Source organism: Streptococcus constellatus subsp. constellatus, assembly GCF_023167545.1.
GTDB classification, from domain to species: Bacteria; Bacillota; Bacilli; order Lactobacillales; family Streptococcaceae; genus Streptococcus; species Streptococcus constellatus.
The window spans coordinates 382,026-403,938 of the sequence record NZ_AP014647.1 but is presented as its reverse complement, the minus strand read 5'-3'; the positions used below and the strand labels follow the sequence as shown (position 1 = coordinate 403,938).

The following is a 21,913-nucleotide window of genomic DNA, read 5'->3' as shown; positions in this document are numbered from 1 at the left end:
TGATACAATAATCAGTATGAAAAAAGAAAAAGTAACTCTCACAATTTCTCAATTCCCAGAAGAATTACGAATATATACAGAGAAAGCCACTTTGTATGACAGTTCTTCCCACTCAGGCGCAACCGTGCTTTATCTAGACACAGGCTACTATCTTAAAATAGACCAAAAAGGAAAGCTAGCACGAGAGGTACAATGTGCTAAATGGTTTGACAAACAAGGGCTCGGTGTTCCTGTCTTGACATACATCAGCCAAGACAGGGACTACTTGCTCACTAAAGAAGCATCCGGCATATCAGGATTGGAAGTGCTAGACCAACCAGAAGTCCTCTGCCAAACCATGGCAACAGTGCTAAGACAGCTCCATAACCTCAAACCAGTCCACTTTCCCACAAACTCACTTCTAAAGAACTATATTCAGCTAGCGGAAGAGAATTATCAAAAAGGGCTTTTCTATGAAAAAGCTCTCCTGCCACAATTTCAGATTCGCAGTAGAAAAGAAGCCTATCAGCTTATCCAAGAACAGGGACATCTTCTTACAAGAGATGCATTTATTCACGGTGACGCTTGTTTGCCCAACTTTATCTTAAAAGACGCTAAGACGTTCTCCTGTTTCATTGATGTTGGGCTATCTGGCTTTAGTGATCGCCACATTGACCTTTACTGGGCTATCTGGTCACTGAATTATAATCTAGGCAATCCAAAATACGGCGACCTATTTTGGGACTACTATGGTCGAGAAAATATCAACTCCGAGAAATTACGACTTATCGCAGCTTTTGAAGCATTTGGCTAATAGTCACACTTACTATTCCATCTATCAGCTCCAAATTTCACACAAGTTATCGAAAGAATGATTATGAAAATCACTAAAATTGAAAAGAAAAAGCGTCTCTATCTTTTAGAATTGGACGAAATTGACAAACTTTACATCACTGAAGATACTATCGTTCACTTTATGTTATCAAAAGGCATGAATATCAGTGAGCAAGAATTAAAAGAAATTCAGGACTACGCACAGTTTTCTTACGGAAAAAATCTAGCTCTATATTATCTTTCTTTCAAGCAAAGAACTGTCAAAGAAGTGCGGGATTATTTGACAAAATACGAGATTTCCTTAGATACCATCGAGAAAGTGCTAACGATTCTCATAAAAGATAACTGGATAGATGACAGACAATATGCTTATTCCTTTATTCATTCCAATCTTCTATCTGGTGATAAAGGTGCTTTTGTCCTCAAGCAAAAATTGGCTCAAAAAGGTATCACAGCTCCTATTATTGATGAAGAATTATGCAAATTTGATTTTACAGAAGTAAGTCAAAAAGTTGCTGCAAAACTACTCCGCAACTATCAAAGCAAACTACCAAGTAAGGCCCTGCAGGATAAAATTCTTCAATCTATGTTGAGCAAAGGCTTTTCCTATACCGAAGCTAAGGCAGCTTATCAAACCTTAGACATCAAAGAAGATGAGGAAATTCAGCAGAAATTACTGTACAAAGAATTAGACAAGCAATACCGCAAATATTCTAAAAAATATGACGAATATGAGTTAAAACAACACCTCACCCAAGCACTCGCTCGCAAAGGTTATGATTTTTCTGATATTGCTAGCGCTCTCAGAGAATATCTATAAAAAATGTAAGGTTTATTTATGTTTTTTCATGAAAATATGTTACAATAAGAGCGATAACCTGATTAATTGTAGAAAGTTGGTAGAAGATGAAGCTTCCAAAAGAAGGCGACTTTATTACAATTCAAAGTTATAAGCATAATGGAAATCTGCACCGTACTTGGCGCGACACCATGGTACTAAAAACAACAGAAAACGCCATTATTGGTGTCAATGACCACACCTTGGTCACAGAAAGTGACGGCCGACGCTGGGTAACGCGTGAGCCAGCTATTATCTATTTTCACAAAAAATATTGGTTCAATATTATCGCTATGATTCGCGAAAACGGAGTTTCTTACTATTGCAATCTAGCCAGTCCGTATTATCTTGATGCAGAAGCATTAAAATACATAGACTACGATTTAGACGTCAAAGTCTTTACCAATGGTGAAAAGCGATTACTTGATGTCGATGAATACGAGCGTCACAAACGGCAGATGAACTACTCTAATGATTTAGATTATATCCTCAAAGAGAATGTCAAAATCTTAGTAGATTGGATTAACAATAAGCGCGGACCTTTTTCGCAAGCCTATGTTAATATTTGGTACAAACGTTATGTAGAGCTAAAGAGTCGCTAAAGTTTCCAAAGGACCACTGGTCCTTTTTGATTTTCAAAGAACAATTTCTTGCAATTCAAGGTTATTTTATGTATCATATAGAAAATCCTTTGATGAATAAGTACAGAAAGGAAGAGACAATGGCTTTTACAAATACACGTGGACGCTATGCTAGCTTTGGCGTTGTAACAAGTTTACCAGATAATATCATTGATTCTTTCTGGTATATTATTGATAATTTTCTAAAGGGTGTGTTTGAGCTAGACGAACTGCTTCAGTTTGAACTCATCAACAACAAAGGAAAAACAACTTTCCGATTTTCACAAGATAGTCTAGCAACCATTCTCACCTTTGATTTTAATGACACTTTCGACCCATTTTTTCCACGAGAAATCTTTGTAACTGACAATAACGGTAAAGAAACCATTATGCTGCCAGATGAATATACTTTGATATGATAGCACAAAATCTGAAGCATACAAGATTGATGGCTGCTTAAAAATATCTGAGAATAAGTAAAGAGTCTGGGACAATAGTCCCTTTGCTACAAAAAAAGCAACGGATTTGCCGTTGCTTTTTGCATGGTTGCGATAGTCTTGGTAAAATAGAATTGCCCAATAAACCATTTAGAAAGGCTATCCCATGCATATTCACTATAACACAAATCAAACAACTTTACCACTAGAAATCAGTTCTTTCTTGCCACAAGACCATCTCGTCTTTACTATTGAAAAAGTGGTGAATGCCTTGGAGGATCGTCACTTCCACACGTTCTATCATAACTTTGGTCGCCCGTCTTATCACCCTAAAATGCTTTTAGCCGCTCTACTATTTGCCTACTCGCAAGGGATTTTCTCTGGACGAAAAATCGAAAAAATGATGATTGAAAATCTGGCTATGCAGTACCTAACAGGACAGTTGGTTGTCAGCTACCGCACTATCAATCGATTTCGAGTCGCTAAAGGGATGGAAGACCTCATTCGTGATCTTTTCATTGACCTCAATCTTCGTTTAAAAATGGAAGAGTTAGTGACCTTAGATTGTCTGTTTATTGACGGGACTAAGATTGAAGCCAACGCTAACAAGTATAGTTTCGTGTGGAAAAAGGCCACAGACAAGTTTTCCGTCAAACTTCAAGAACAGATACAGGTCTATTTTCAAGAAGAAATCACTCCCCTTATCCATCAGGCCATTAGGCTGGACGAAGAAGAACCGATTGCTTCAGAGCAGTTGATTGAATTCGCTCAAGTCCTCGAAGAAGAATTGGAAAAACTGAACCAAGACATTGAGGAGACACCCGTTAAAGGAAAGGATGAACGTAAAACTCAACGTCGGAAACTCAAGAAAGTCCTGCGTAAAGTCAAGGATGATTTTTCAGTACGTGCTGAAAAATATGAAGGCTACCAAGAGACATTTGAAGGGCGTAACAGCTTTTCCAAAACAGATACAGATGCCACTTTTATGCGGATGAAAGAAGACCACATGAAGAATGGTCAACTCAAGGCTGCTTACAATCTTCAAATCGCTACTGAAAATCAATTTGTTCTTCATTATGATGTCTTCTCAAATCCGACAGATACCAAGACTCTCCTGCCATTCCTTGAAACTTATCCACATGACTTGAAGACCGTTGTCGCAGATGCCGGCTATGGAAGTGAAGAGAACCTCCTTCGTTTAGATGAAAATGAGGTGAACCATCTGATTAAATATGCCATGTTTGATCAGGAACAGAAGAAAGGGTATAAACAGTCGGCTAGAAACTTAGCGAATTGGTACTATGATGACAAGGAGGATAGCTACACTCATCCTGATGGCTGGTGCTATCGTTTTCATCATATCAAACATCAGAAAACACAGACGGACTTTCAACAGGAAATCAAGGTTTACTACGCTGATGAACCTAAATCAGCCCCTCAAAAGGGACTATATATCAACGAACGTTATCAACACTTAAAAGCTAAAGAATGCCAAGCGCTTTTCTCTCCCGAAGGTAGACAGATTTTCAATCAACGTAAGATTGATGTGGAACCTGTCTTTGGGCAGATAAAGGCTTATTTGGGTTACAAGAGATGTAACCTAAGAGGCAAGCGTCAGGTGAAAATTGACATGGGTTTAGTGCTCATGGCCAATAATCTCCTTAAATACAATAAGAGAACGACTCAAACTTAAAAAGCTAGAGTTCCATAATTGGGAATCTCTAGCTTTTTTGTGACTGAGAACTATTTTGTCTCAGACTCTTTGTTATTTTTAGTAGGATTCTTTTATGTGTTTATTTTTCCGTTTCTCCGTCAGTTTCTTCTTTTGACTGATTCTGATTCAGAAAATTCATCGCTTCTTTTGTCCAAGTTGGTAAACTTTTAGCAAGTGGTGCAAAACCAAATTTGTACCGATCATTTGAAAAACGATGGCGTTTCGGTAAATGATGTTTTTCCTCTTCCAATGTTCTCATCGACAAACTAGCCTTACCTGAAAATTCATCATAGTCCATCACTTGCACCAAGACCGGATCATTCACATGCAGAATATCACGGATATTTTCGATGTAACCTGTCCGAATCTCTGAAATATGAATCAAGCCTATTGTTCCTGTTTCCAATTCTACAAATGCACCGTAAGGCTGAATTCCTGTAATTCTTCCTTTTAGTTTTTCACCAATTCTCATTTTAATCCTCAATTTCAATGGTTTCAATCACGACATCTTCAAGTGGTTTATCCATCGCACCAGTTTCAACAGCTGCAATCTTATCCAATACCTGATAAGAAGATTTATCTAATAATTGACCAAATACAGTATGGCGGCGGTCCAAATGCGGCGTTCCACCATTGCTTGCATAGATTTCAGCAATTGGTGTCGGCCAACCACCACGTTCCAATTCCTTTTGTGCATAAGGAATCTTGCTGTTTTGCACAATAAAAAATTGGCTGCCATTTGTGTTCGGACCAGCATTGGCCATCGAAAGTGCACCACGGATATTGTACAATTCCGGAGAAAATTCATCTTCAAACTTTTCTCCATAAATAGATTCGCCACCCATACCCGTACCAGTTGGATCACCACCTTGAATCATGAAGTCCTTGATAATCCGATGAAAAATGATTCCATCATAGTAGCCATCTTTTGCTAAAGCAATAAAATTAGCCACTGTCTTCGGTGCTTGTTCTGGAAATAATTGAAATTTCAAATCACCGTGGTTGGTTTTAATAGTGGCTTTCGGTCCTTCTGCTGTTTCCATCGTTACTTGTGGAAAATGTAATTCTTTTTCTATCATTCCTAATTCCTCCAAAGCATAAAAAATGCCATCTTCTTCTACTTTTTTTGTCACAAAGTCAGCCTTGGCTTTTATTTTTTTATGTGAAATGCCCATAGCAATACTGATACCTGCATAATCAAACAACTCTAAATCATTGAGTTCATCTCCAAAAGCCATCACATTCTCAGGCTTCAACCCTAGATGCTCCACAACTGTCGCAACTCCAGATGCTTTTGAACCATTTGTTAGAACTACATCTGATGAATGCGGATGCCAGCGAACCAATCGTAGATGTTCTTCTAACTCTTTGGGCAATTGCAAGCTATCTCCGATATCTTCAAATGTCCACATTTGATAAACGTTGTGATCTTGATACAAATCCGGCTGAATAGGTAAATTAGGATAAACAATATCAATGGCTTCATCAATAAGCGGTGTTCGCGTCGAAAGCGCTGCCTCATGACTACCAACGAGGCCAAAGTCAATCCCAACTTCCTTCGTCCAAGCGATATAAGTTTCTACTAAATTTCGATCAATCGGGGTTTGCGCAATAACCTTTCCTGCTTTATCTTCAATATAGGATCCATTCAAGGTGACAAAAAAATCAGGCTGCAACGCTTTCAACTCCGGCACCACACCAAAAATTCCTCTCCCTGAAGCAATTCCCGTCAAAATTCCTTTTTCTTTTAATTGTTTAAAAACCGTTTTGATCGATTCTGGAATGTAACCAGTTGCTTTTACTCGCAGGGTATCATCAATATCAAAAAAGACGATTTTGATCTTCTTGGATTTGTATTTTAATTTTGCGTCCATAATCTCCCTCTAACAATAGCAATTTATTTATTTTTCTATTATACCACTAAATATCATCCTGTGGGACGAGGTGATGCTGGAAGGCATAGACAACAGCTTGTGTACGATCACTTACTGCCAATTTGGACAAAATATTCGACACATGCGTTTTCACTGTCTTTAAAGAAATAAACAACTCATCTGCTATGCGTTGATTTTCATACCCCTTCGCCAGTAGTCCTAAAATATCGCGCTCACGCGCTGTTAGCTCTTCATGTAATTCAATATGATTTCGATGGTATTCCACTTTCTGACTGACCTCTGTTTCAATAGCAAGTTCACCCTTGGCTACCTTTCGAACTGCTCGTAAGATATCGTCAGCACTAGATGTTTTAAGCATGTATCCTTTAGCTCCTGCATCTAAAACTGGGTAAATTTTTTCATTATCCAAATAAGAAGTCAGAATGAGAATCTTAGCTTCAGGCCATTCTTTTAAAATAGCTAGAGTTGCTTCAATTCCACTCATTTCAGGCATAACAATATCCATCATAATAACATCTGGTCGTAATGCTAAAGCTTTTTCAACTCCTTCACGACCGTTTGAAGCTTCTGCCACTACATCAACATCATCTTGTAAATCCAAATAACTTTTCAAGCCAAGTCGTACCATCTCATGGTCATCTACTAATAAAATCTGCATCTCAAGCTCCTTTCAATAATGGTACACGAATATCAATCGCTACTCCCTGCTTCGGAGCTGTTAAAATCTGCATCGTTCCCGCCATATCATTTACTCTTTCTTCCATATTTTTCAGACCATAACTCAACTCATCAGACGAAGTGTGCTCAAAACCAATCCCATCATCTGTCATCTTCAACTGCAATTCATTCTGAGTTTGATACAGATATACATCTAAATGATTCGCATTGGCGTGACGGAGCGTATTACTGATAATTTCCTGAGCAATTCGAAAAATATGCTCCTCAATCTGTTTCGGTAATTGTTGAACATCATGATGAAAACTCACTTCAATATCACTCTTGTCTGATAACTCCTTTAAAATAAGGTTTAACCCTTCAACCAAACTTTTCCCTTCCAACTCTGTCGGTCTCAAATGTAGAAGCAAGATACGCAAATCCCTCTGAGCAGTATTTAAAATTCCTGATACGCCCGTCAATTGTTTCGATAAGGTGTCCGTATCTAAGTTCTCCATTTGCCCTGTCACACCTGATAAAATCATATTGGCAGCAAAAAGTTCTTGACTGACCGTATCATGTAGGTCACGCGCAATTCGCTTGCGCTCTTTCTCAATAATCGTCTCTTCATTTTGTAAGGCACGGTTCTCTGACTTTTGTAGATTTTCTGTTAAATGATTTACTTTCTCTGATACCTGCCGAAAGGAAGCGTCAATTTCCGGTTGCTGTACTTCTTGTAATTTTCGACCTTCCAAAATATTTTTCAAATTCGACTGAATGGTCGACAATGTTACCGTTTGAATCACTTTGATTCCTAAAATCATCAGCATCGTTAGAGATACAGTGAGCACAATCACAAAGAAACTGAATTTTTCCAGTCGCTCTACATTACTAAAAACCAATTGCCAGTCAAAATCAAATAGAGCAAAAATATAATGAATAATAATCCCTAAAATGAGTAAGGAATAAAAACTAATCAAGAGATAGTAGACTTTTTTCATTTACGAACCACCTCAATATTCCCTACAAATGTTGATAGGATAATTTTGACACTTTTATGTGCTCGTTTAAAGTCTGGCGTCGTTAGACTGAAACTTTCATTTCGCAATTCATAGATAGGTTGGTCTAAAAACTGCAATTCACCGTATAGATTATTCACTTTCAAGCTGACTGCCACATCAACTGGCACAATAATTTTTGTATTTCCGAAAAATTTTCGCAAAACAATCACATTATCATGGTTTGTAACAATCACTTGCTCCAAATGAATCGTGTCCTTGCCCATGAGACGGAAAAGGTTGATATCGTCAAATTGACAGGTATCAGACGAAGCAAAATGATGAAGATTTCCTAACCATTGATTATTCTCTCGTTTTTGCTCCATTGCATCATCAAAGATGAGAGTTGTCGCTTCATTTTCTTTATAAATATAGGGATAAGCTACAATCATGCCATAAATGACCGCAAAGAGCAAGGCAGCAATGACATAAGGATTGAGCATAATAATGAAAAAAAGCAATATGGTAGAAGTTACTAGCAGAAAATTTCCTCTTTGTTTACCAAAATAATAATAGAGCAGCAACAAGAAAAGCACCAAAAAAAGAATAACACGTGAAAAGTGACCAGACAAAATCGTCACTAATGCAAATGTTAATAGAATAGATTCAACAAAAATGAAAAATTGGATCTTTCGCATAATCTCGATACCTTTCTGCTTCTATTGTATCAAAAACTTTTAAAAATTCCTCCGACTAAGGTATGAAAATAAAGCAATGAAATGGAACTAAATATTTTCAGGTTCTAGTATGTAGTCCTAGAAATTAACATGTTTATTTACAATATACTGGATAAACTTGATTAATCAGAAACAACGCTTATCAATGCTGTAAAACGAGCGCAAAAAAAGTGAGGGAAAATCGGTTGAAAACTACGACTTTATCCTCTCACTTGTTTAATTGCTTGCACTAGCACTTGTGTCTGGCGTTTTTGAACTTGAACCATCATTACCACTAGTTGATGAGTTACTAGACGATGGACTATTTTTTTCTGAACTACTTTCAGATTGCAAACTACTTTCAGATGTAGACGAACTTTCGGTTTTCGGCTCATATACATATAGGACAATGCGGTCGCTCTTCAAATCCAAGGACTGATTTGCTTCTGGCGTTTGTTTAATAATCGTATTTGCTTGTGTTCCCGCCGGAGCTGTTGGAACCGTTCGTTTTTCAATATTAGCACCTTGAATGCCAAGCACTTGCGTTAAATTGTTATAGGCAAATTCATAGGTTGAACCGATATAACTTGGCATGACAACACTTGAAACGGACTTGGCTACTTTCAAAGTAATACGAGCTTTTGAAGTCAAATCATATGTACTACCTGCTGCTGGCGTTTGACCAACGACTGTTCCAGCCGCATGCTCACTACTTTCAACTTCTTCTGTTTTAATTAAACCTTTTGAAACCTTGTATTTTTGGACTAGATTGTTGATAGCATCCGCTCTTTTCTGACCTTTATAATCTTCCATAATAAAGGTTTTTGTACCTTTGGAAACAATCAGATCCACCGTGCTTCCGTCGCGACGCTGTGTTCCCGCTTCTGGATTGGTGCGAATAACAGAATCCTTTTTGACAGAGTCGCTATATTCATCTTTTTCCTTACCAACTTTCAAACCTGCTGTTTCAATTGCAGAACGAGCTTGTGCAACAGTTTTTCCAGTAACGTCTGGAATTTTTACATTTGACGGACTCAAATAGACTAATGCCACCAGAGCAGCAATCACTAAAACTACTGCCGACAACAGAACCTTATAACGCGTTCTTAAACGACGCTTTTTCTTTGTTTTTGGCTTGGTTGTGGGTTTAGAATTACTACTGACTGTTTCTTTTATAGGCGTAGGAGTAGTTGGTTTGCTTGCAGAAATTAAGGTATTTTGTGACACTTTAGGAAGCGTCTTGGTATCTGCTTTGGCAGTATCATCAAAAACCAACTTTTTCTCATTTCGGCGATCTGCGGATAAGCAGCTTGATAAATCCACATACATTTCTGCAACAGATTGATAACGATCTGTTAATTTTTTAGCCGTTGCCTTGATGACTACATTTTCTAGAGGCTGTGGCACATTTGGATTTTCAGCAATCACAGAAGGAAGAGGCTTTTGGAAATGTTGCAAAGCAATTGTGACAGCACTATCCCCATCATAAGGGATATGTCCTGTCAACATTTCATAGAAAATGATCCCCATAGCGTAAATATCGCTTTGAACGGTCGCTTTTGAACCACGCGCTTGTTCTGGTGATAGATAATGCACAGATCCCAGCATTGAATTTGTTTGCGTCAGGCTCGTTTCAGCAAAAGCTACTGCAATTCCAAAGTCCGTTACTTTTGCATCGCCATCTGGAGTTAAAAGAACATTTTGTGGCTTCAAATCACGATGAACAATTCCATGCGTATGCGCCAAACGCATCGCCAAAAGAATTTGTCCCATAATCCGAACCGCTTCTTCATTAGATAAAGGAGCATGCTCTTTAATATAGCGTTTTAAGTCAAGCCCAGCCACATATTCCATTGCTAGATATTGCTGACCTTCTTCTTCTCCAATATCGGTAATCCGGACAATATGAGGATGATCCAAGTCTGCCATCGCTCGCGCCTCTCTTTGAAAGCGCGCCACAGCAATCGGATCCGTCTGGTAATTCGTTCTTAGAACTTTCACCGCGACTTCTTCCCCGTCTAAAATCAAATCTTTGGCCAAGTAAACATCTGCCATGCCACCTCGCCCAATTTGTTTGATGATTCTATATCGCCCGGCAAATATCTTGCCGACTTGAATCATTCTGCATCCTCCTTATGATAATGAATCAGGGCAACTGTAATATTGTCCAAACCACCTGCGTTATTCGCAAAACGAATCAAGGTTTCTGCTTTCTCTGAAAGAGTGATGTCGCTTGTCACAATATCATAAATTTCACTTTCTGAAATCATATTAGACAAACCATCACTATTTAAAACAATGTAATCATCGTCCTCTAGACTAATCATGCCGACATCCGGTTGCACTTCACTTCTTTGACCGATGGATTGTGTGATAATGTTTCGTTGCGGGTGACGTTCTGCCTCTTCAGGCGTAATTTGTCCTGCTTTAAGCAATTCATTTACCAAGGAATGGTCGCTCGTCAACTGTTTATAACTTTCACCACGAATTAGACCGATACGAGAATCCCCCACATGAGCATAAATGGCTTGATTGCCAATAACAGCTAACGCTTCAAGCGTCGTCCCCATTCCCTTATACTCTTCATCTTGACCAAATTGGTGAACCTTTTGATTTTCTGTTTCAAGGTACTCTGCAAACCATTCACGGACACCATTAATAGAATCAATTTGAGTGTCCACCCAAGCAGCACCAAGGTCTGTGACAGCCATCTCGCTAGCAATATTGCCTGCCCGATGTCCGCCCATGCCATCTGCCAAAAGAATCATTGTCATACCAGCACGATTAACAAATTGATTGGCATAATCTTGATTGTTTGTACGTTTCTGACCAACATCTGTTAATAATGAAATTTCCATACTGTCAGTTTCCTCCTGTTAAGATATTCGTTTAAATTGACTGATGAAAAATCCGTCACTTCCATATAATTCCGGTGTAATTAAGATACAACCGTCTTTTAGAATATCCTGTCTATTATGTTCTAGTTTTACCTGTTCAAAATTTGGATGAGCTGCCAAAAACTGCTCAACCACTTGAAAATTTTCTTGCGAAACAATCGTACAGGTACTGTAAGTTATTATACCACCTTTTCGCAAGCTTTGACAAACACTATCCAATATCTCTAGCTGAATTTTTTGCAACGAGATAAAATCTGCATTTTTTTTATTGTATTTAATATCTGGCTTCCTCCGGATCAGACCAATTCCTGAACATGGTGCATCGACTAAAATTTTATCAAAGGCATCCACTCCAAAAGTCTCAAAAACCCTTCTGGCATCCAATTTTTTGGTAATGACCCTATCTGCTAAACCTAAACGTTGTGCATTTTCTTCTATTAAAGTCAGCTTATGATCATAGAGATCTAATGCCGTAACCTGCCCTGTCGTTAAGTAAGAAGCAATGTGCATGGTTTTGCCCCCCGGTGCACTGCATGCATCTAACACTTTCTCGTCACCTTGTAAATCAAGTGTTGGCGCAACCAATTGGCTAGACTCGTCTTGAATGGTTATTACTCCTTCTTCAAACAAGGCATGCCCTGCAAAATGACCATGATTTTTCACCAACGCACTCGGAGCTAATAGTGAATCTTCTGCCTGCAACAATTGTTTTAATTCTTCTTTGCGACTTAAGTCCGCCACTCGAACGCTAGCTTTATTCCGAAGAAATAAGCTCTCAAAAATGGCTAAAGCTCGTTTTTCACCATACTCTTCGATAATGACTTTCACTAACCAAACCGGCAGAGAATACTGAATAGAGTACCGTTTATTTTTACGCTTAATACTGGCTATATCTGCCACACCATCCCGCAATAGTCTTCGCAACACTGCATTGACGAACTTTTCGCTTCCCTTTTTTCGTGCCTTTGACAGTTCTACCGCTTCATTAACAACTGCATGCGTCGGAATTTTATCAAGATACTGTAATTGATACAAGCTCATCAACAAGAGAATATAAAGCCAAGAATCCAGCTTTTCACGGTCTTCAACAACATGAGACAAATACCATTCTAAGGTCATTTTGCGCGCAACTGTTCCGTATACAATTTCTGTTACAAGCCTTTTATCAACAGAACTTAACGACGCCTCTAGCAAGGCTTGATTCAAGGCAATATTTGAATAAGCTCCTTCTGAAAAGACCTTTTCTAAAACAGCAAAAGCTGTTTGACGCGCTGTCTTTTTCTTATCGACCAAAGAAATCACCTACCGATAATTGTCGCCCCAAACCGTTCAGAAAATCAACGACAGCCATTTTAGGCTTTCCTGCTGGCTGTACAACTTTAAGAAAGATTGCACCCTCACCAGCTGCTATAATCAATTCTTTTTTTCCAATAACAAGAATTTCTCCAGCTTGTCCTGAGCCCTCTACTGGAGTAGCTTCGTAAATTTTAAAACGTTCTCCATTTAAAAGCGTATGTGCCACTGGCCAAGGATTCATTCCTCGAATTTGGTTAAAAATTTGGTGATTTGTCTTAGTCCAGTCAATGCGCTCTTCTTCTGATGAGATATTTGGCGAAAAAGTAACTTGATCTTTGTCTTGCGGAACTGGTTTTAAATCCCCAGCTATATAACTAGGCAAGCTCTCAAGCAGTAAATCACGCCCTACAAGTGCTAGCTTGTCAAACATCGTACCAACATTATCTGTTTCCTTGATAGGAATCGCTCGACGCGCAATCATATCACCCGCATCCATCTCTTTGACCATTTCCATGATGGTCACACCAGCTTCTTTGTCACCATTGATAATGGCGTAGTGAATGGGTGCCCCTCCACGATATTTAGGCAACAACGATGCATGCACATTGACAGCAAAACTGACCGAATCCAGTAGTTGACTCGGCAAAAATTGACCGAAAGCTGCTGTGACAATCCCGTCTGCACTAAGTGCCATTATTTTCTCCAGTTCCTCACTTCGAGACAACTTTTCTGGCTGATAAACGGCTAAATGATGATCTACAGCCACCTGCTTGACTGGTGTCATACGGATTTCTTTTTTGCGTCCTACTGCACGATCTGGCTGGGTTACAACTGCCAAAATTTCGTACTGCTTGCTTTCCAATAATCCTTTGAGCACTGTTGCAGAAAAATCCGGCGTTCCCATAAAAATAATTTTTGTCATGGTTTCCTCATATTCTTTTTACTATTATATCAGAAGAAGTCACGCTTTTCCTCAAAAAAAGCTAAAAATATCCCTACATAAAGCTTTGTGGCTCATGATCTATGCTCAAACGTAAATCTTTATTGTCCTTTTGTTGCGTCCAATCCAAAATCTGATTTAAAACATCTGGCAAATGATCTTCAAAACGGTATTTAATCATCAACTGATAATGGTAGAGATTATGCGTGCGAGCAATCGGCTTGGGAGTTGGACCTAATATCTGAACCTTATCTGACAAGCCAGAACGTAGTATATTCAACACTTCGTACGACTTTTTAATCACCGCTTCTTCTATTTTATGAGACAAGGTAATGCCCACCGTAAAATAATAAGGTGGATAAGCCAACTGCCTTCTAACACGCATTTCATAAGCATAAAAGCCTTCATAATCCTGATTTTTCGCAAATGCAATCGCATAATGATTCGGATTGTAACTTTGAATAATCACCTGACCTGCTTTTTCAGCTCGTCCTGCACGCCCGGAAACCTGAGTCAAAAGTTGAAAAGTTCGCTCAGATGAGCGGAAATCAGGTAAATTCAGAGCCGTGTCTGCATTGAGCACTCCTACGAGAGTGACATTTGAAAAATCTAGTCCTTTTGCAATCATTTGGGTTCCCAGTAAAATATTTGCTTCTCCTCCCCCAAACTCTTTGAGAATTTGTTCGTGACTGCCCTTTTTTCGAGTAGTATCAACATCCATTCTCAAAATTCGAGCTTGCGGAAAGGCTTCTACTAATTCATCATAGGCTTTTTGGGTTCCTGTCCCATAGTAACGAATACTCCGACTGGAACAATTCGGGCAACTATGAGGAATACCTTTTGAAAATCCACAATAGTGACAATTCATACTTTTGGTATCCATGTGCAAGGTCAGTGAAATGTCACAATTTGGACAAGTGTCAACCGTCCCACATTCTCTACACATGACAAAACTAGAATAGCCCCGTCGGTTCAGCATCAAAACAACTTGCTCTTTTTTTTCTAACCGGTCTTTAATTGCTTCTAAAAGAACCGGAGTAAAATCACTAGCTTCGTTTTGCCCAATATAATCACGAAAATCCACAATTTCTACTTCAGGAATCTGAGCATGCGGATTTGCTCGCTTGGTCAGTTGCAAAAAATGATAAACACCTTTGCTAGCCCGCGCTCTGCTTTCTAAACTCGGCGTCGCCGACCCTAATACCAGAACGGCTTGATTGTACTTTGCACGTAGCAAGGCAACATCTCGTGCATGATAGCGCGGATTAGAGTCTTGTTTGTAGCTCGCCTCATGTTCCTCATCAATGATAATAGCGCCAATGTTTTTTAATGGAGCAAAAATAGCAGAACGCGCACCAACAACAACTTGCGCTTCTCCTCGCTCAACCTTACGCCATTCATCATATTTCTCACCATTAGAAAGTCCCGAATGAAGAATAGCAACTTTTTTACCAAACCGAGAAATAAAGCGATTAGTAACTTGCGGTGTCAAAGAGATTTCAGGAACTAACATAATAGCTGTTTTACCACGGCTGAGTGCTTCTTGAATAACCTGCAAATACACTTCCGTTTTGCCACTCCCTGTTACTCCTTCTAGTAGAAATGGCTTCCCCGTGTGCCCGATTTGCTGAGTAATAGCTTGAACAGCCACTTTTTGCTCCTCATTTAACACCAATGCAGACGTCGCTGAAACATTCTCAAAATAAACCTTAGAACGACTCACCTCTTTTTCAACGATTTGTAAGGCTGCTTGCTCTATAAAATAATGAATAACTTCCCGTGAAAAGTTCTCTTTCAAATCTGCTAAAAGGTGTATTCCAGTCTGATCCTGTAAAACTTCCCGTAAGACTTGCTTTTTTTTCGCCCGATTGGGAATGACCAATTGACCTAAAACCTCGTGATCAACCCGATACCATTTTTCTGTTTTGATATGTTTTTGATCGGTTGCCTGATATTCCAACTGAATCGCTCCTTGCCGCGTTAAACGCATGACCTTAGCTTGCAGTTCTTTATCAAGTGATGAGAAATGCTGCTGATCTACATTGCCAAAAATGAGCAGTCGATCTTCTTCATTCAAAGAGGGTTGAGCATGGAGAATTTTATCATAACTGGAGTTTAGAAACCTCGGCAACATAGCTTTTAAAATTGAAATTTTGTAAGAAAAAACAGATTTTCTCAATTCTTCCGCCAACCACAGCTGCTCCTCATTTAAAACTGGTGTAAAATCCAATACCTCTACGATTTCTTTCAATTCTGTCGTCGTTTCTTCTTCTAGCTCTACGACAATCCCTTGAATCAAGCGATTGGCTTTCCCAAAAGGCACATGCACACGCATGCCAATTTCTAGCATCGTCGAAAATTCTTTCGGTACCACATAACTATAAGGTTTATCTGTCTGCATTAGAGGAACATCCACAATGACTTTTGCAATCTGCACTTTCTCACCACCTCGCATTTCTCAGTAAAAGAAAAAATAAGATTGAGCTGACCCAACCTTAAATTTTTTCACCCTCTTCTTTTTCCTTGGCAATTTGTTCTTTAATTTTACGCTCTTCTTCTTCTTTACGAAGTCGCTCTTCTTCAAGGCGACGACGAACAGCTTCTCGCTTGCCTTCAGGATCTGGGTGAATCCCAACATTGCCAGATTCGATTTCTTCCAAAGCACGAAGTGTTGATTTGACAGACTTAAACTCTTGGGTTGGAGTAGCCCCCTCTTCCAATTCATGAGCACGTTTTGCTTCAAGAATCACCAAGGAATATTTTGAAGGTACCTTATCAAGTAAGGTGTCAATTGAAGGTTTTAACATCATAATTCTTTACCTAATTTCTAAATTCTTATCTAACTGAAAGTTGTTCTGATAGCATATCTTGATAGTGACCAATAACACGCTCCACTCGAAAATGTTCAGCTTCAATCACACGTTTGACGCGCTCTGCTGCTAAGGGAACTTCATCATTGACAATCGCATAGTCATATTCGCGCATGAGAGCAATCTCTTCTCTTGCCTTAGCAATGCGTCTAGCAATTACCTCAGCACTATCTGTTCCGCGCCCCACCAAACGATCTTGTAATTCTGCCAAATCAGGTGGCGTCAAAAAGATAAAAACAGCATCTGGAACTTTTTTCTTCACTTGAAGTGCCCCTTGAACTTCAATCTCAAGGAAAACATCAATTCCTTTATCTAAGGTTTCATTCACATAATTCAAAGGAGTTCCATAGTAATTACCGACATACTCTGCATATTCCAACATCTGACCTTGTCGAATCAACTCCTCAAATTCTTCTCGCGTACGGAAAAAATAATCCACCCCGTCCACTTCACCGGGACGCTGAGCACGAGTTGTCATGGATACAGAGTATCGAAACTGATTGTCCGAGCTTTCAAAAATCTCACGTCGAACCGTTCCTTTTCCCACACCTGAGGGACCAGAAAAAACGATTAACAAGCCACGATCCGCCATCATATCTCCTTCATTATCTTTCTAACTAGTGTAACAAAAAAGCAGTATTTTTTCAACTGCTTTTTCTCATAGATATGTGCCTGTTTTTGAAAATCAATACAGGCACATTTGCTTACAGAAAGTTATATATCATAGATGCGCAACTCATTTTAAGCAGTGTCTATTTTGCGTAATCCACAGCGCGCAGTTCACGAATAACGGTAACTTTGATATTACCTGGATATTCCAGATTGTTTTCAATCTTTTCACGCACATCATGAGCGAGAATCGTGACCTTATCATCCTTGATTTGACCAGGATTAACCATAATTCGGATTTCACGACCTGCTTGTAAGGCAAAACTATTTTTCACGCCTTCAAAGCTATTGGCAATTTCTTCCAAATCTTGGAGACGTTTGATATAGCTTTCCAGAGATTCACTGCGTGCGCCTGGTCGAGCGGCACTGAGAGCGTCTGCTGCAGCTACGATAACAGCAATGACACTTTCTGCCTCTACATCACCATGGTGACTGGCAATCGTGTTAACCACAATTGGATGTTCCTTATACTTACGAGCCAATTCTGTTCCAATTTCCACGTGGCTACCTTCCACTTCACGGTCAATAGCTTTTCCAATGTCGTGAAGGAAACCAGCACGGCGAGCTAAGGCAGCATTTTCACCAAGTTCACTTGCAATGACACCAGATAATTTCGCGACTTCAACAGAATGGCGCAGTACATTTTGACCGTAGGATGTACGGAACTGCAAGCGTCCCATAATCTTCATTAAATCGGGATGCAAATTTGGTGCACCGATTTCATAAGCCGCTGCTTCACCATACTCACGAATCTTATGATCAATTTCCAGACGATTCTTCTCTACCAATTCTTCAATACGAGCTGGATGGATGCGACCATCTTTCAATAATCCTTCCATTGTCATACGAGCAATCTCACGACGAATTGGATCGAATCCAGATAAGGTCACCACTTCTGGTGTATCATCAATAATGACATCAATACCTGTCAAACTTTCAAAGGTCCGAATATTCCGACCTTCCCGTCCAATAATCCGCCCCTTCATCGTATCATCTGGCAGATGAACAGTTGAATTGGTTTGCTCAGCAACGTAGTCACCTGCAATTCGTTGCATGGCTTGGACTAAAATATCCTTCGCTATTTTATCAGAACGTTCTTTGACATCTTGCTCTGCTTCACGAATCCGTGTCGCAATTTCCTTCGATAACTTATCTTCAGTCTGAGTGAGAATAATATCTCGGGCTTCTGTTTGTGAGAGTGCGGCAACACGTTCTAATTCTGCTTCTTTGTGTTGCTCCAACTCTGTCAGTTTGTTTTCACGCGCCTCAAGGTTTTTTGTTCTGTCAGAAATACTTTGTTCTTTCTGATCGAGTGTTCTTTCTTTGTTGGTCAAATTGTCATCTTTACGATCAAGACTTGTCGCACGTTCTGTCAAACGACTTTCAAGTTGCTTCAATTCTTGACGATCAGATTTAAATTCTGCCTCAACTTCTTCTCGATATTTTCTGGCTTCTTCTTTTGCCTCTAACAGTGCTTCTTTTTTAAGGGATTTACTTTCGCGCTTGACTTCTTTTAATAACAAATCCGCTTCACGCTCAGCTTGTCCACGTAAATTAGTTGCTTCTTGTTCAGCATTTAAAAGAGTAAGTTCCGCAGCTTCTTTCGCTGATTTCATGCGAGCTGAGATACTTACATACCCAATGACTAAACCAATGATGACGGCAAAAACACCTGCAAAAATCATTTCCATGTTTTTACCTCAAATTATTGATATTGAATTGTAAAATTCTTAATTATTTTATCATAAAAATCCATTTTTCACAAACTAAATTATTATCGAAAGTGAACATTTTCACATATTATTTTATTCGCCCTTCTCTCAGCCAAGGTTTCTTAAAAAAATAAATTTTTCTTTATTAAGGTAAAATATGCTATAATTTAGTAAAAGTAAAAGGAGTTCTATTTTATGGTCAAAGAAGTCATTGTTGAAAGTTTTGAGTTAGACCACACGATTGTCAAAGCCCCTTATGTACGTTTGATTGGCGAAGAAATCGGTCCAAAAGGTGACGTTATCTCGAATTTTGATATTCGTCTGGTTCAACCTAACGAGGATTCTATCCCAACCGCTGGACTACACACAATTGAGCATCTCCTAGCAAAGCTCATCCGCACTCGGATTGACGGTATGATTGACTGCTCACCTTTTGGCTGTCGTACTGGCTTTCACATGATTATGTGGGGACGACATAGTACAACCGAAATTGCCAAAGTCATAAAAGCCTCTTTAGAGGAAATTGCTGGAGAAACCACCTGGACTGATGTTCCCGGAACAAGCATTGAATCCTGTGGAAATTACAAAGACCACAGTCTCTTTTCTGCCAAAGAATGGTGCAAGTTAATTTTAGCTCAAGGGATCTCTGACGATCCTTTTGAGCGGCATCTTGTATAAAATAAAAAAACGGACAGGAAATGCAAATTCTCCTGCTCGTTTTCTTTTTTATTGACGAATCAAATAATCAAATGCTCCCAAAGCTGCCGTCGCTCCTGAGCCCATTGAAATAATGATTTGTTTATAAGCGCTATCTGTACAATCACCTGCTGCAAAAATTCCTAGCACATTTGTAGCACCATGTTTGTCAACAATGATTTCACCACGCTCATTTAAAGCCACTGAGCTATTCTTAAGCCAGTCTGTATTTGGCAAAAGACCGATTTGAACAAAGACACCACTGAGCTCAATTTTATGTTCTTCATTATTCGCACGATCGAGATAAGTAATAGCTTCAACTTGATCGGAACCATGAATTTCTTTTGTTGCTACATTGGTTAGAACCGTCACGTTTTCAAGTTGATGCACGCGGTCTTGCAACACTTGATCAGCTTTCAAAGTTGGTAGAAATTCTAATACATAAACATGCTCTGCCAGACCAGCTAAGTCAATTGCTGCTTCAATTCCAGAATTACCTCCACCGATAACAGCCACTTTTTTACCTGTGAAAATAGGACCGTCACAATGTGGACAATTAGTTACACCTTTGGTTCTGAATTCTTCTTCACCAGGAACATTGACATTTCGCCAGCGAGCACCAACAGAAAGAACTGCCGTTTTCGCTTTCAGAACAGCTCCATTTTCAAGTTCCACTTCAATCAAATCCTTTTTCTCAATGTTTTTAACACGTTGGTTCTTCATGATATCAATTGGATATTTTTTGGCATGTTCTTCCACTTGCGCCATCAGCTTAGGTCCTTCTGTATAAGGAGTACCAATCATATTTTCAATACCAACAGTCTCCATCACCTGTCCACCAAAAGTTTCAACGACCATACCAGTACGAATGCCTTTACGAGCGGCATAAATCGCTGCACTGCTCCCTGCAGGTCCGCCTCCAACAACCAACACATCAAATGGTTCTTTATTGTCAAATTCCTCACTTGAAGCAGGTCCAGAAATCTTATCAAGCAGTTGCTCAATTGTCATACGACCATTCGCAAATTCTTCACCATTTAGGAAAACCGTTGGAACAGCCATGATCTTTTTATCTTCAACTTCTTGTCTAAACATGCCTCCTTCAACCATTGTGTGGCTGATATTAGGATTCAAAATAGCCATCACATTGAGAGCTTGCACAACGTCTGGACAATTATGACAGGTTAAGCTGACATAAGTTTCAAAATGAAGCGGGGATTGGATAGCCTGAATTCGGTTTATAACAGCATCTTCTACTTTGGGTGCGCGACCAGAGACTTGTAGCAAAGCAAGCACAAAAGATGTAAATTCATGTCCCAAGGGAAGTCCTGCAAACTGCACACGCCCTGCTTGACCAATTTGTGTAACAGTAAAACTTGGTTGGCGATTAGTTTCTGTATTTTCCAGTGATAAACGTGGAGACATCGCTACGATTTCCTCTAAAAAAGCTCGTACCTGCTCAGAACGCTCATCTTGACCTAAAGAAGCCTGAAACACAACATCAGATTCTAGAAGCTCCAAATACTGCTTAAGTTGCGCTTTAATTGTTTCATCTAAAGCCATAAGAAGCCTCCTTAAATTTTACCAACTAAATCAAGACTTGGTGTAAGTGTTTCAATTCCTTCTTTCCATTTAGCCGGGCAAACTTCACCTGGATGACTCCGAACATATTGTGCAGCATGGATTTTGTCAATCAAGACAGAAGCATCACGCCCAATACCGTCTGCATTGATTTCAAGTGCTTGTACAACTCCATCTGGGTCAATGATAAAAGTACCACGTTGAGACAATCCACTTTCATCTAACACATCAAAACCAAGTGAAATGGTATGAGATGGATCGCCAATCATGATGTATTCAAGTTTTCCGATGGCATCTGAATGATCATGCCAAGCTTTGTGTGTAAAATGGGTATCTGTTGAAACAGAATATACTTCTACACCTAACTTTTTAAGAGCTGCATACTGCTCTTGCAAATCTTCCAACTCAGTCGGGCAAACAAATGAAAAATCAGCAGGATAGAAGCAAACAACGCTCCAATGACCTTTTAAATCTTCGCTAGAAACTGTGATAAACTTCCCATTTCCAGCATGATAAGCATCTGCTGTAAACTCGACAATTTCTTTACCAATAAGTGACATAAGGATT

The 21,913-nt window shown here is 39.3% G+C and carries 21 protein-coding genes; 6 read left to right on the top strand and 15 right to left on the bottom strand.

The features are described 5' to 3' along the window. The first annotated feature begins 16 nt into the window (after positions 1 to 16). The 5 genes from SCSC_RS02060 to SCSC_RS02040 all read left to right on the top strand — a co-directional run bounded on the left by SCSC_RS02060 (position 17) and on the right by SCSC_RS02040 (position 4,401). Positions 17 to 793 (top strand): aminoglycoside 3'-phosphotransferase, encoded by a 777-nt coding sequence (locus SCSC_RS02060; protein ID WP_006269731.1) that lies wholly within the window; start codon positions 17 to 19, stop codon positions 791 to 793. 63 nt (positions 794 to 856) lie between these two features. Continuing rightward, positions 857 to 1,633, top strand: coding sequence for a recombination regulator RecX (recX, locus tag SCSC_RS02055; protein ID WP_006269735.1), 777 nt, complete (start codon positions 857 to 859; stop codon positions 1,631 to 1,633). An 86-nt stretch (positions 1,634 to 1,719) separates the two neighbouring features. Beyond that, the gene (ntdP, locus tag SCSC_RS02050) at positions 1,720 to 2,253 is read left to right on the top strand and encodes a nucleoside tri-diphosphate phosphatase (protein WP_003073655.1); all 534 of its coding nucleotides are present in this window, start codon (positions 1,720 to 1,722) and stop codon (positions 2,251 to 2,253) included. A gap of 119 nt (positions 2,254 to 2,372) precedes the next feature. Further along, a complete protein-coding gene (locus tag SCSC_RS02045) occupies positions 2,373 to 2,690 on the top strand; it encodes a DUF960 domain-containing protein (RefSeq protein ID WP_006269734.1) in 318 nt (105 codons plus the stop codon). Positions 2,691 to 2,874: 184 nt separating this feature from the next. Next, a complete protein-coding gene (locus SCSC_RS02040; protein ID WP_115342907.1) occupies positions 2,875 to 4,401 on the top strand; it encodes an IS1182 family transposase in 1,527 nt (508 codons plus the stop codon). Positions 4,402 to 4,501: 100 nt separating this feature from the next. Here the strand turns inward: SCSC_RS02040 and SCSC_RS02035 are convergent, their stop codons facing one another. The 13 genes from SCSC_RS02035 to SCSC_RS01975 all read right to left on the bottom strand — a co-directional run bounded on the left by SCSC_RS02035 (position 4,502) and on the right by SCSC_RS01975 (position 19,048). Beyond that, a complete protein-coding gene (locus tag SCSC_RS02035; protein ID WP_022524708.1) occupies positions 4,502 to 4,894 on the bottom strand; it encodes a S1 RNA-binding domain-containing protein in 393 nt (130 codons plus the stop codon). Between the two features lies 1 nt (position 4,895). Next, positions 4,896 to 6,296 (bottom strand): bifunctional Cof-type HAD-IIB family hydrolase/peptidylprolyl isomerase, encoded by a 1,401-nt coding sequence (locus tag SCSC_RS02030; protein WP_006270079.1) that lies wholly within the window; start codon positions 6,294 to 6,296, stop codon positions 4,896 to 4,898. Positions 6,297 to 6,342: 46 nt separating this feature from the next. Beyond that, on the bottom strand, positions 6,343 to 6,975 hold the full coding sequence (locus tag SCSC_RS02025; protein ID WP_003070225.1) for a response regulator transcription factor: 633 nt from the start codon (positions 6,973 to 6,975) through the stop codon (positions 6,343 to 6,345). A gap of 1 nt (position 6,976) precedes the next feature. Continuing rightward, positions 6,977 to 7,972 carry an envelope stress sensor histidine kinase LiaS gene (locus SCSC_RS02020; protein ID WP_006270078.1) on the bottom strand — a complete coding sequence of 332 codons (996 nt, stop codon included), beginning with the start codon at positions 7,970 to 7,972 and terminating at the stop codon, positions 6,977 to 6,979. Then, entirely contained in the window at positions 7,969 to 8,667 is a 699-nt protein-coding gene (gene liaF, locus SCSC_RS02015; RefSeq protein WP_003070232.1) for a cell wall-active antibiotics response protein LiaF, read from the bottom strand. The genes SCSC_RS02020 and liaF overlap by 4 nt, the downstream gene beginning before the upstream one ends. Positions 8,668 to 8,922: 255 nt before the next feature. Further along, entirely contained in the window at positions 8,923 to 10,806 is a 1,884-nt protein-coding gene (pknB, locus tag SCSC_RS02010) for a Stk1 family PASTA domain-containing Ser/Thr kinase (RefSeq protein WP_003070235.1), read from the bottom strand. Continuing rightward, positions 10,803 to 11,543 (bottom strand): Stp1/IreP family PP2C-type Ser/Thr phosphatase, encoded by a 741-nt coding sequence (locus SCSC_RS02005; RefSeq protein WP_003028411.1) that lies wholly within the window; start codon positions 11,541 to 11,543, stop codon positions 10,803 to 10,805. The genes pknB and SCSC_RS02005 overlap by 4 nt, the downstream gene beginning before the upstream one ends. 18 nt (positions 11,544 to 11,561) lie before the next feature. After that, positions 11,562 to 12,875, bottom strand: a complete 1,314-nt coding sequence (gene rsmB, locus SCSC_RS02000) for a 16S rRNA (cytosine(967)-C(5))-methyltransferase RsmB (RefSeq protein ID WP_003070239.1) — start codon at positions 12,873 to 12,875, stop codon at positions 11,562 to 11,564. Then, positions 12,865 to 13,800 (bottom strand): methionyl-tRNA formyltransferase, encoded by a 936-nt coding sequence (gene fmt, locus SCSC_RS01995; RefSeq protein WP_006270052.1) that lies wholly within the window; start codon positions 13,798 to 13,800, stop codon positions 12,865 to 12,867. The genes rsmB and fmt overlap by 11 nt, the downstream gene beginning before the upstream one ends. 73 nt (positions 13,801 to 13,873) lie before the next feature. Next, the gene (locus SCSC_RS01990) at positions 13,874 to 16,255 is read right to left on the bottom strand and encodes a primosomal protein N' (protein ID WP_006270077.1); all 2,382 of its coding nucleotides are present in this window, start codon (positions 16,253 to 16,255) and stop codon (positions 13,874 to 13,876) included. 58 nt (positions 16,256 to 16,313) lie between these two features. Further along, a complete protein-coding gene (gene rpoZ, locus SCSC_RS01985) occupies positions 16,314 to 16,628 on the bottom strand; it encodes a DNA-directed RNA polymerase subunit omega (RefSeq protein WP_003070247.1) in 315 nt (104 codons plus the stop codon). 25 nt (positions 16,629 to 16,653) lie between these two features. Then, positions 16,654 to 17,280, bottom strand: coding sequence for a guanylate kinase (gmk, locus tag SCSC_RS01980; RefSeq protein ID WP_003070249.1), 627 nt, complete (start codon positions 17,278 to 17,280; stop codon positions 16,654 to 16,656). 160 nt (positions 17,281 to 17,440) lie between these two features. After that, on the bottom strand, positions 17,441 to 19,048 hold the full coding sequence (locus tag SCSC_RS01975) for a ribonuclease Y (protein ID WP_003070251.1): 1,608 nt from the start codon (positions 19,046 to 19,048) through the stop codon (positions 17,441 to 17,443). Positions 19,049 to 19,264: 216 nt separating this feature from the next. Between SCSC_RS01975 and SCSC_RS01970 the strand changes: the two genes are divergently transcribed. After that, a complete protein-coding gene (locus SCSC_RS01970) occupies positions 19,265 to 19,747 on the top strand; it encodes an S-ribosylhomocysteine lyase (protein ID WP_003070253.1) in 483 nt (160 codons plus the stop codon). A gap of 48 nt (positions 19,748 to 19,795) precedes the next feature. Here the strand turns inward: SCSC_RS01970 and ahpF are convergent, their stop codons facing one another. Together ahpF and ahpC are read right to left on the bottom strand one after the other, a co-directional pair. Continuing rightward, positions 19,796 to 21,328: an alkyl hydroperoxide reductase subunit F gene (ahpF, locus tag SCSC_RS01965; RefSeq protein WP_006270071.1), complete on the bottom strand. Its 1,533-nt coding sequence runs from the start codon at positions 21,326 to 21,328 to the stop codon at positions 19,796 to 19,798. A gap of 11 nt (positions 21,329 to 21,339) precedes the next feature. After that, positions 21,340 to 21,906 (bottom strand): alkyl hydroperoxide reductase subunit C, encoded by a 567-nt coding sequence (gene ahpC / locus SCSC_RS01960; RefSeq protein ID WP_003070257.1) that lies wholly within the window; start codon positions 21,904 to 21,906, stop codon positions 21,340 to 21,342. Positions 21,907 to 21,913 lie beyond the last annotated feature (7 nt).

Excerpts from the sequence above, each read along its gene's own strand:
- SCSC_RS02060 (WP_006269731.1), top strand. The coding sequence starts at position 17 with ATGAAAAAAGAAAAAGTAACTCTCACAATTTCTCAATTCCCAGAAGAA.
- recX (WP_006269735.1), top strand. The coding sequence starts at position 857 with ATGAAAATCACTAAAATTGAAAAGAAAAAGCGTCTCTATCTTTTAGAA.
- ntdP (WP_003073655.1), top strand. The coding sequence starts at position 1,720 with ATGAAGCTTCCAAAAGAAGGCGACTTTATTACAATTCAAAGTTATAAG.
- SCSC_RS02045 (WP_006269734.1), top strand. The coding sequence starts at position 2,373 with ATGGCTTTTACAAATACACGTGGACGCTATGCTAGCTTTGGCGTTGTA.
- SCSC_RS02040 (WP_115342907.1), top strand. The coding sequence starts at position 2,875 with ATGCATATTCACTATAACACAAATCAAACAACTTTACCACTAGAAATC.
- SCSC_RS02035 (WP_022524708.1), bottom strand. The coding sequence starts at position 4,894 with ATGAGAATTGGTGAAAAACTAAAAGGAAGAATTACAGGAATTCAGCCT.
- SCSC_RS02030 (WP_006270079.1), bottom strand. The coding sequence starts at position 6,296 with ATGGACGCAAAATTAAAATACAAATCCAAGAAGATCAAAATCGTCTTT.
- SCSC_RS02025 (WP_003070225.1), bottom strand. The coding sequence starts at position 6,975 with ATGCAGATTTTATTAGTAGATGACCATGAGATGGTACGACTTGGCTTG.
- SCSC_RS02020 (WP_006270078.1), bottom strand. The coding sequence starts at position 7,972 with ATGAAAAAAGTCTACTATCTCTTGATTAGTTTTTATTCCTTACTCATT.
- liaF (WP_003070232.1), bottom strand. The coding sequence starts at position 8,667 with ATGCGAAAGATCCAATTTTTCATTTTTGTTGAATCTATTCTATTAACA.
- pknB (WP_003070235.1), bottom strand. The coding sequence starts at position 10,806 with ATGATTCAAGTCGGCAAGATATTTGCCGGGCGATATAGAATCATCAAA.
- SCSC_RS02005 (WP_003028411.1), bottom strand. The coding sequence starts at position 11,543 with ATGGAAATTTCATTATTAACAGATGTTGGTCAGAAACGTACAAACAAT.
- fmt (WP_006270052.1), bottom strand. The coding sequence starts at position 13,800 with ATGACAAAAATTATTTTTATGGGAACGCCGGATTTTTCTGCAACAGTG.
- rpoZ (WP_003070247.1), bottom strand. The coding sequence starts at position 16,628 with ATGATGTTAAAACCTTCAATTGACACCTTACTTGATAAGGTACCTTCA.
- gmk (WP_003070249.1), bottom strand. The coding sequence starts at position 17,280 with ATGGCGGATCGTGGCTTGTTAATCGTTTTTTCTGGTCCCTCAGGTGTG.
- SCSC_RS01975 (WP_003070251.1), bottom strand. The coding sequence starts at position 19,048 with ATGGAAATGATTTTTGCAGGTGTTTTTGCCGTCATCATTGGTTTAGTC.
- SCSC_RS01970 (WP_003070253.1), top strand. The coding sequence starts at position 19,265 with ATGGTCAAAGAAGTCATTGTTGAAAGTTTTGAGTTAGACCACACGATT.
- ahpF (WP_006270071.1), bottom strand. The coding sequence starts at position 21,328 with ATGGCTTTAGATGAAACAATTAAAGCGCAACTTAAGCAGTATTTGGAG.
- ahpC (WP_003070257.1), bottom strand. The coding sequence starts at position 21,906 with ATGTCACTTATTGGTAAAGAAATTGTCGAGTTTACAGCAGATGCTTAT.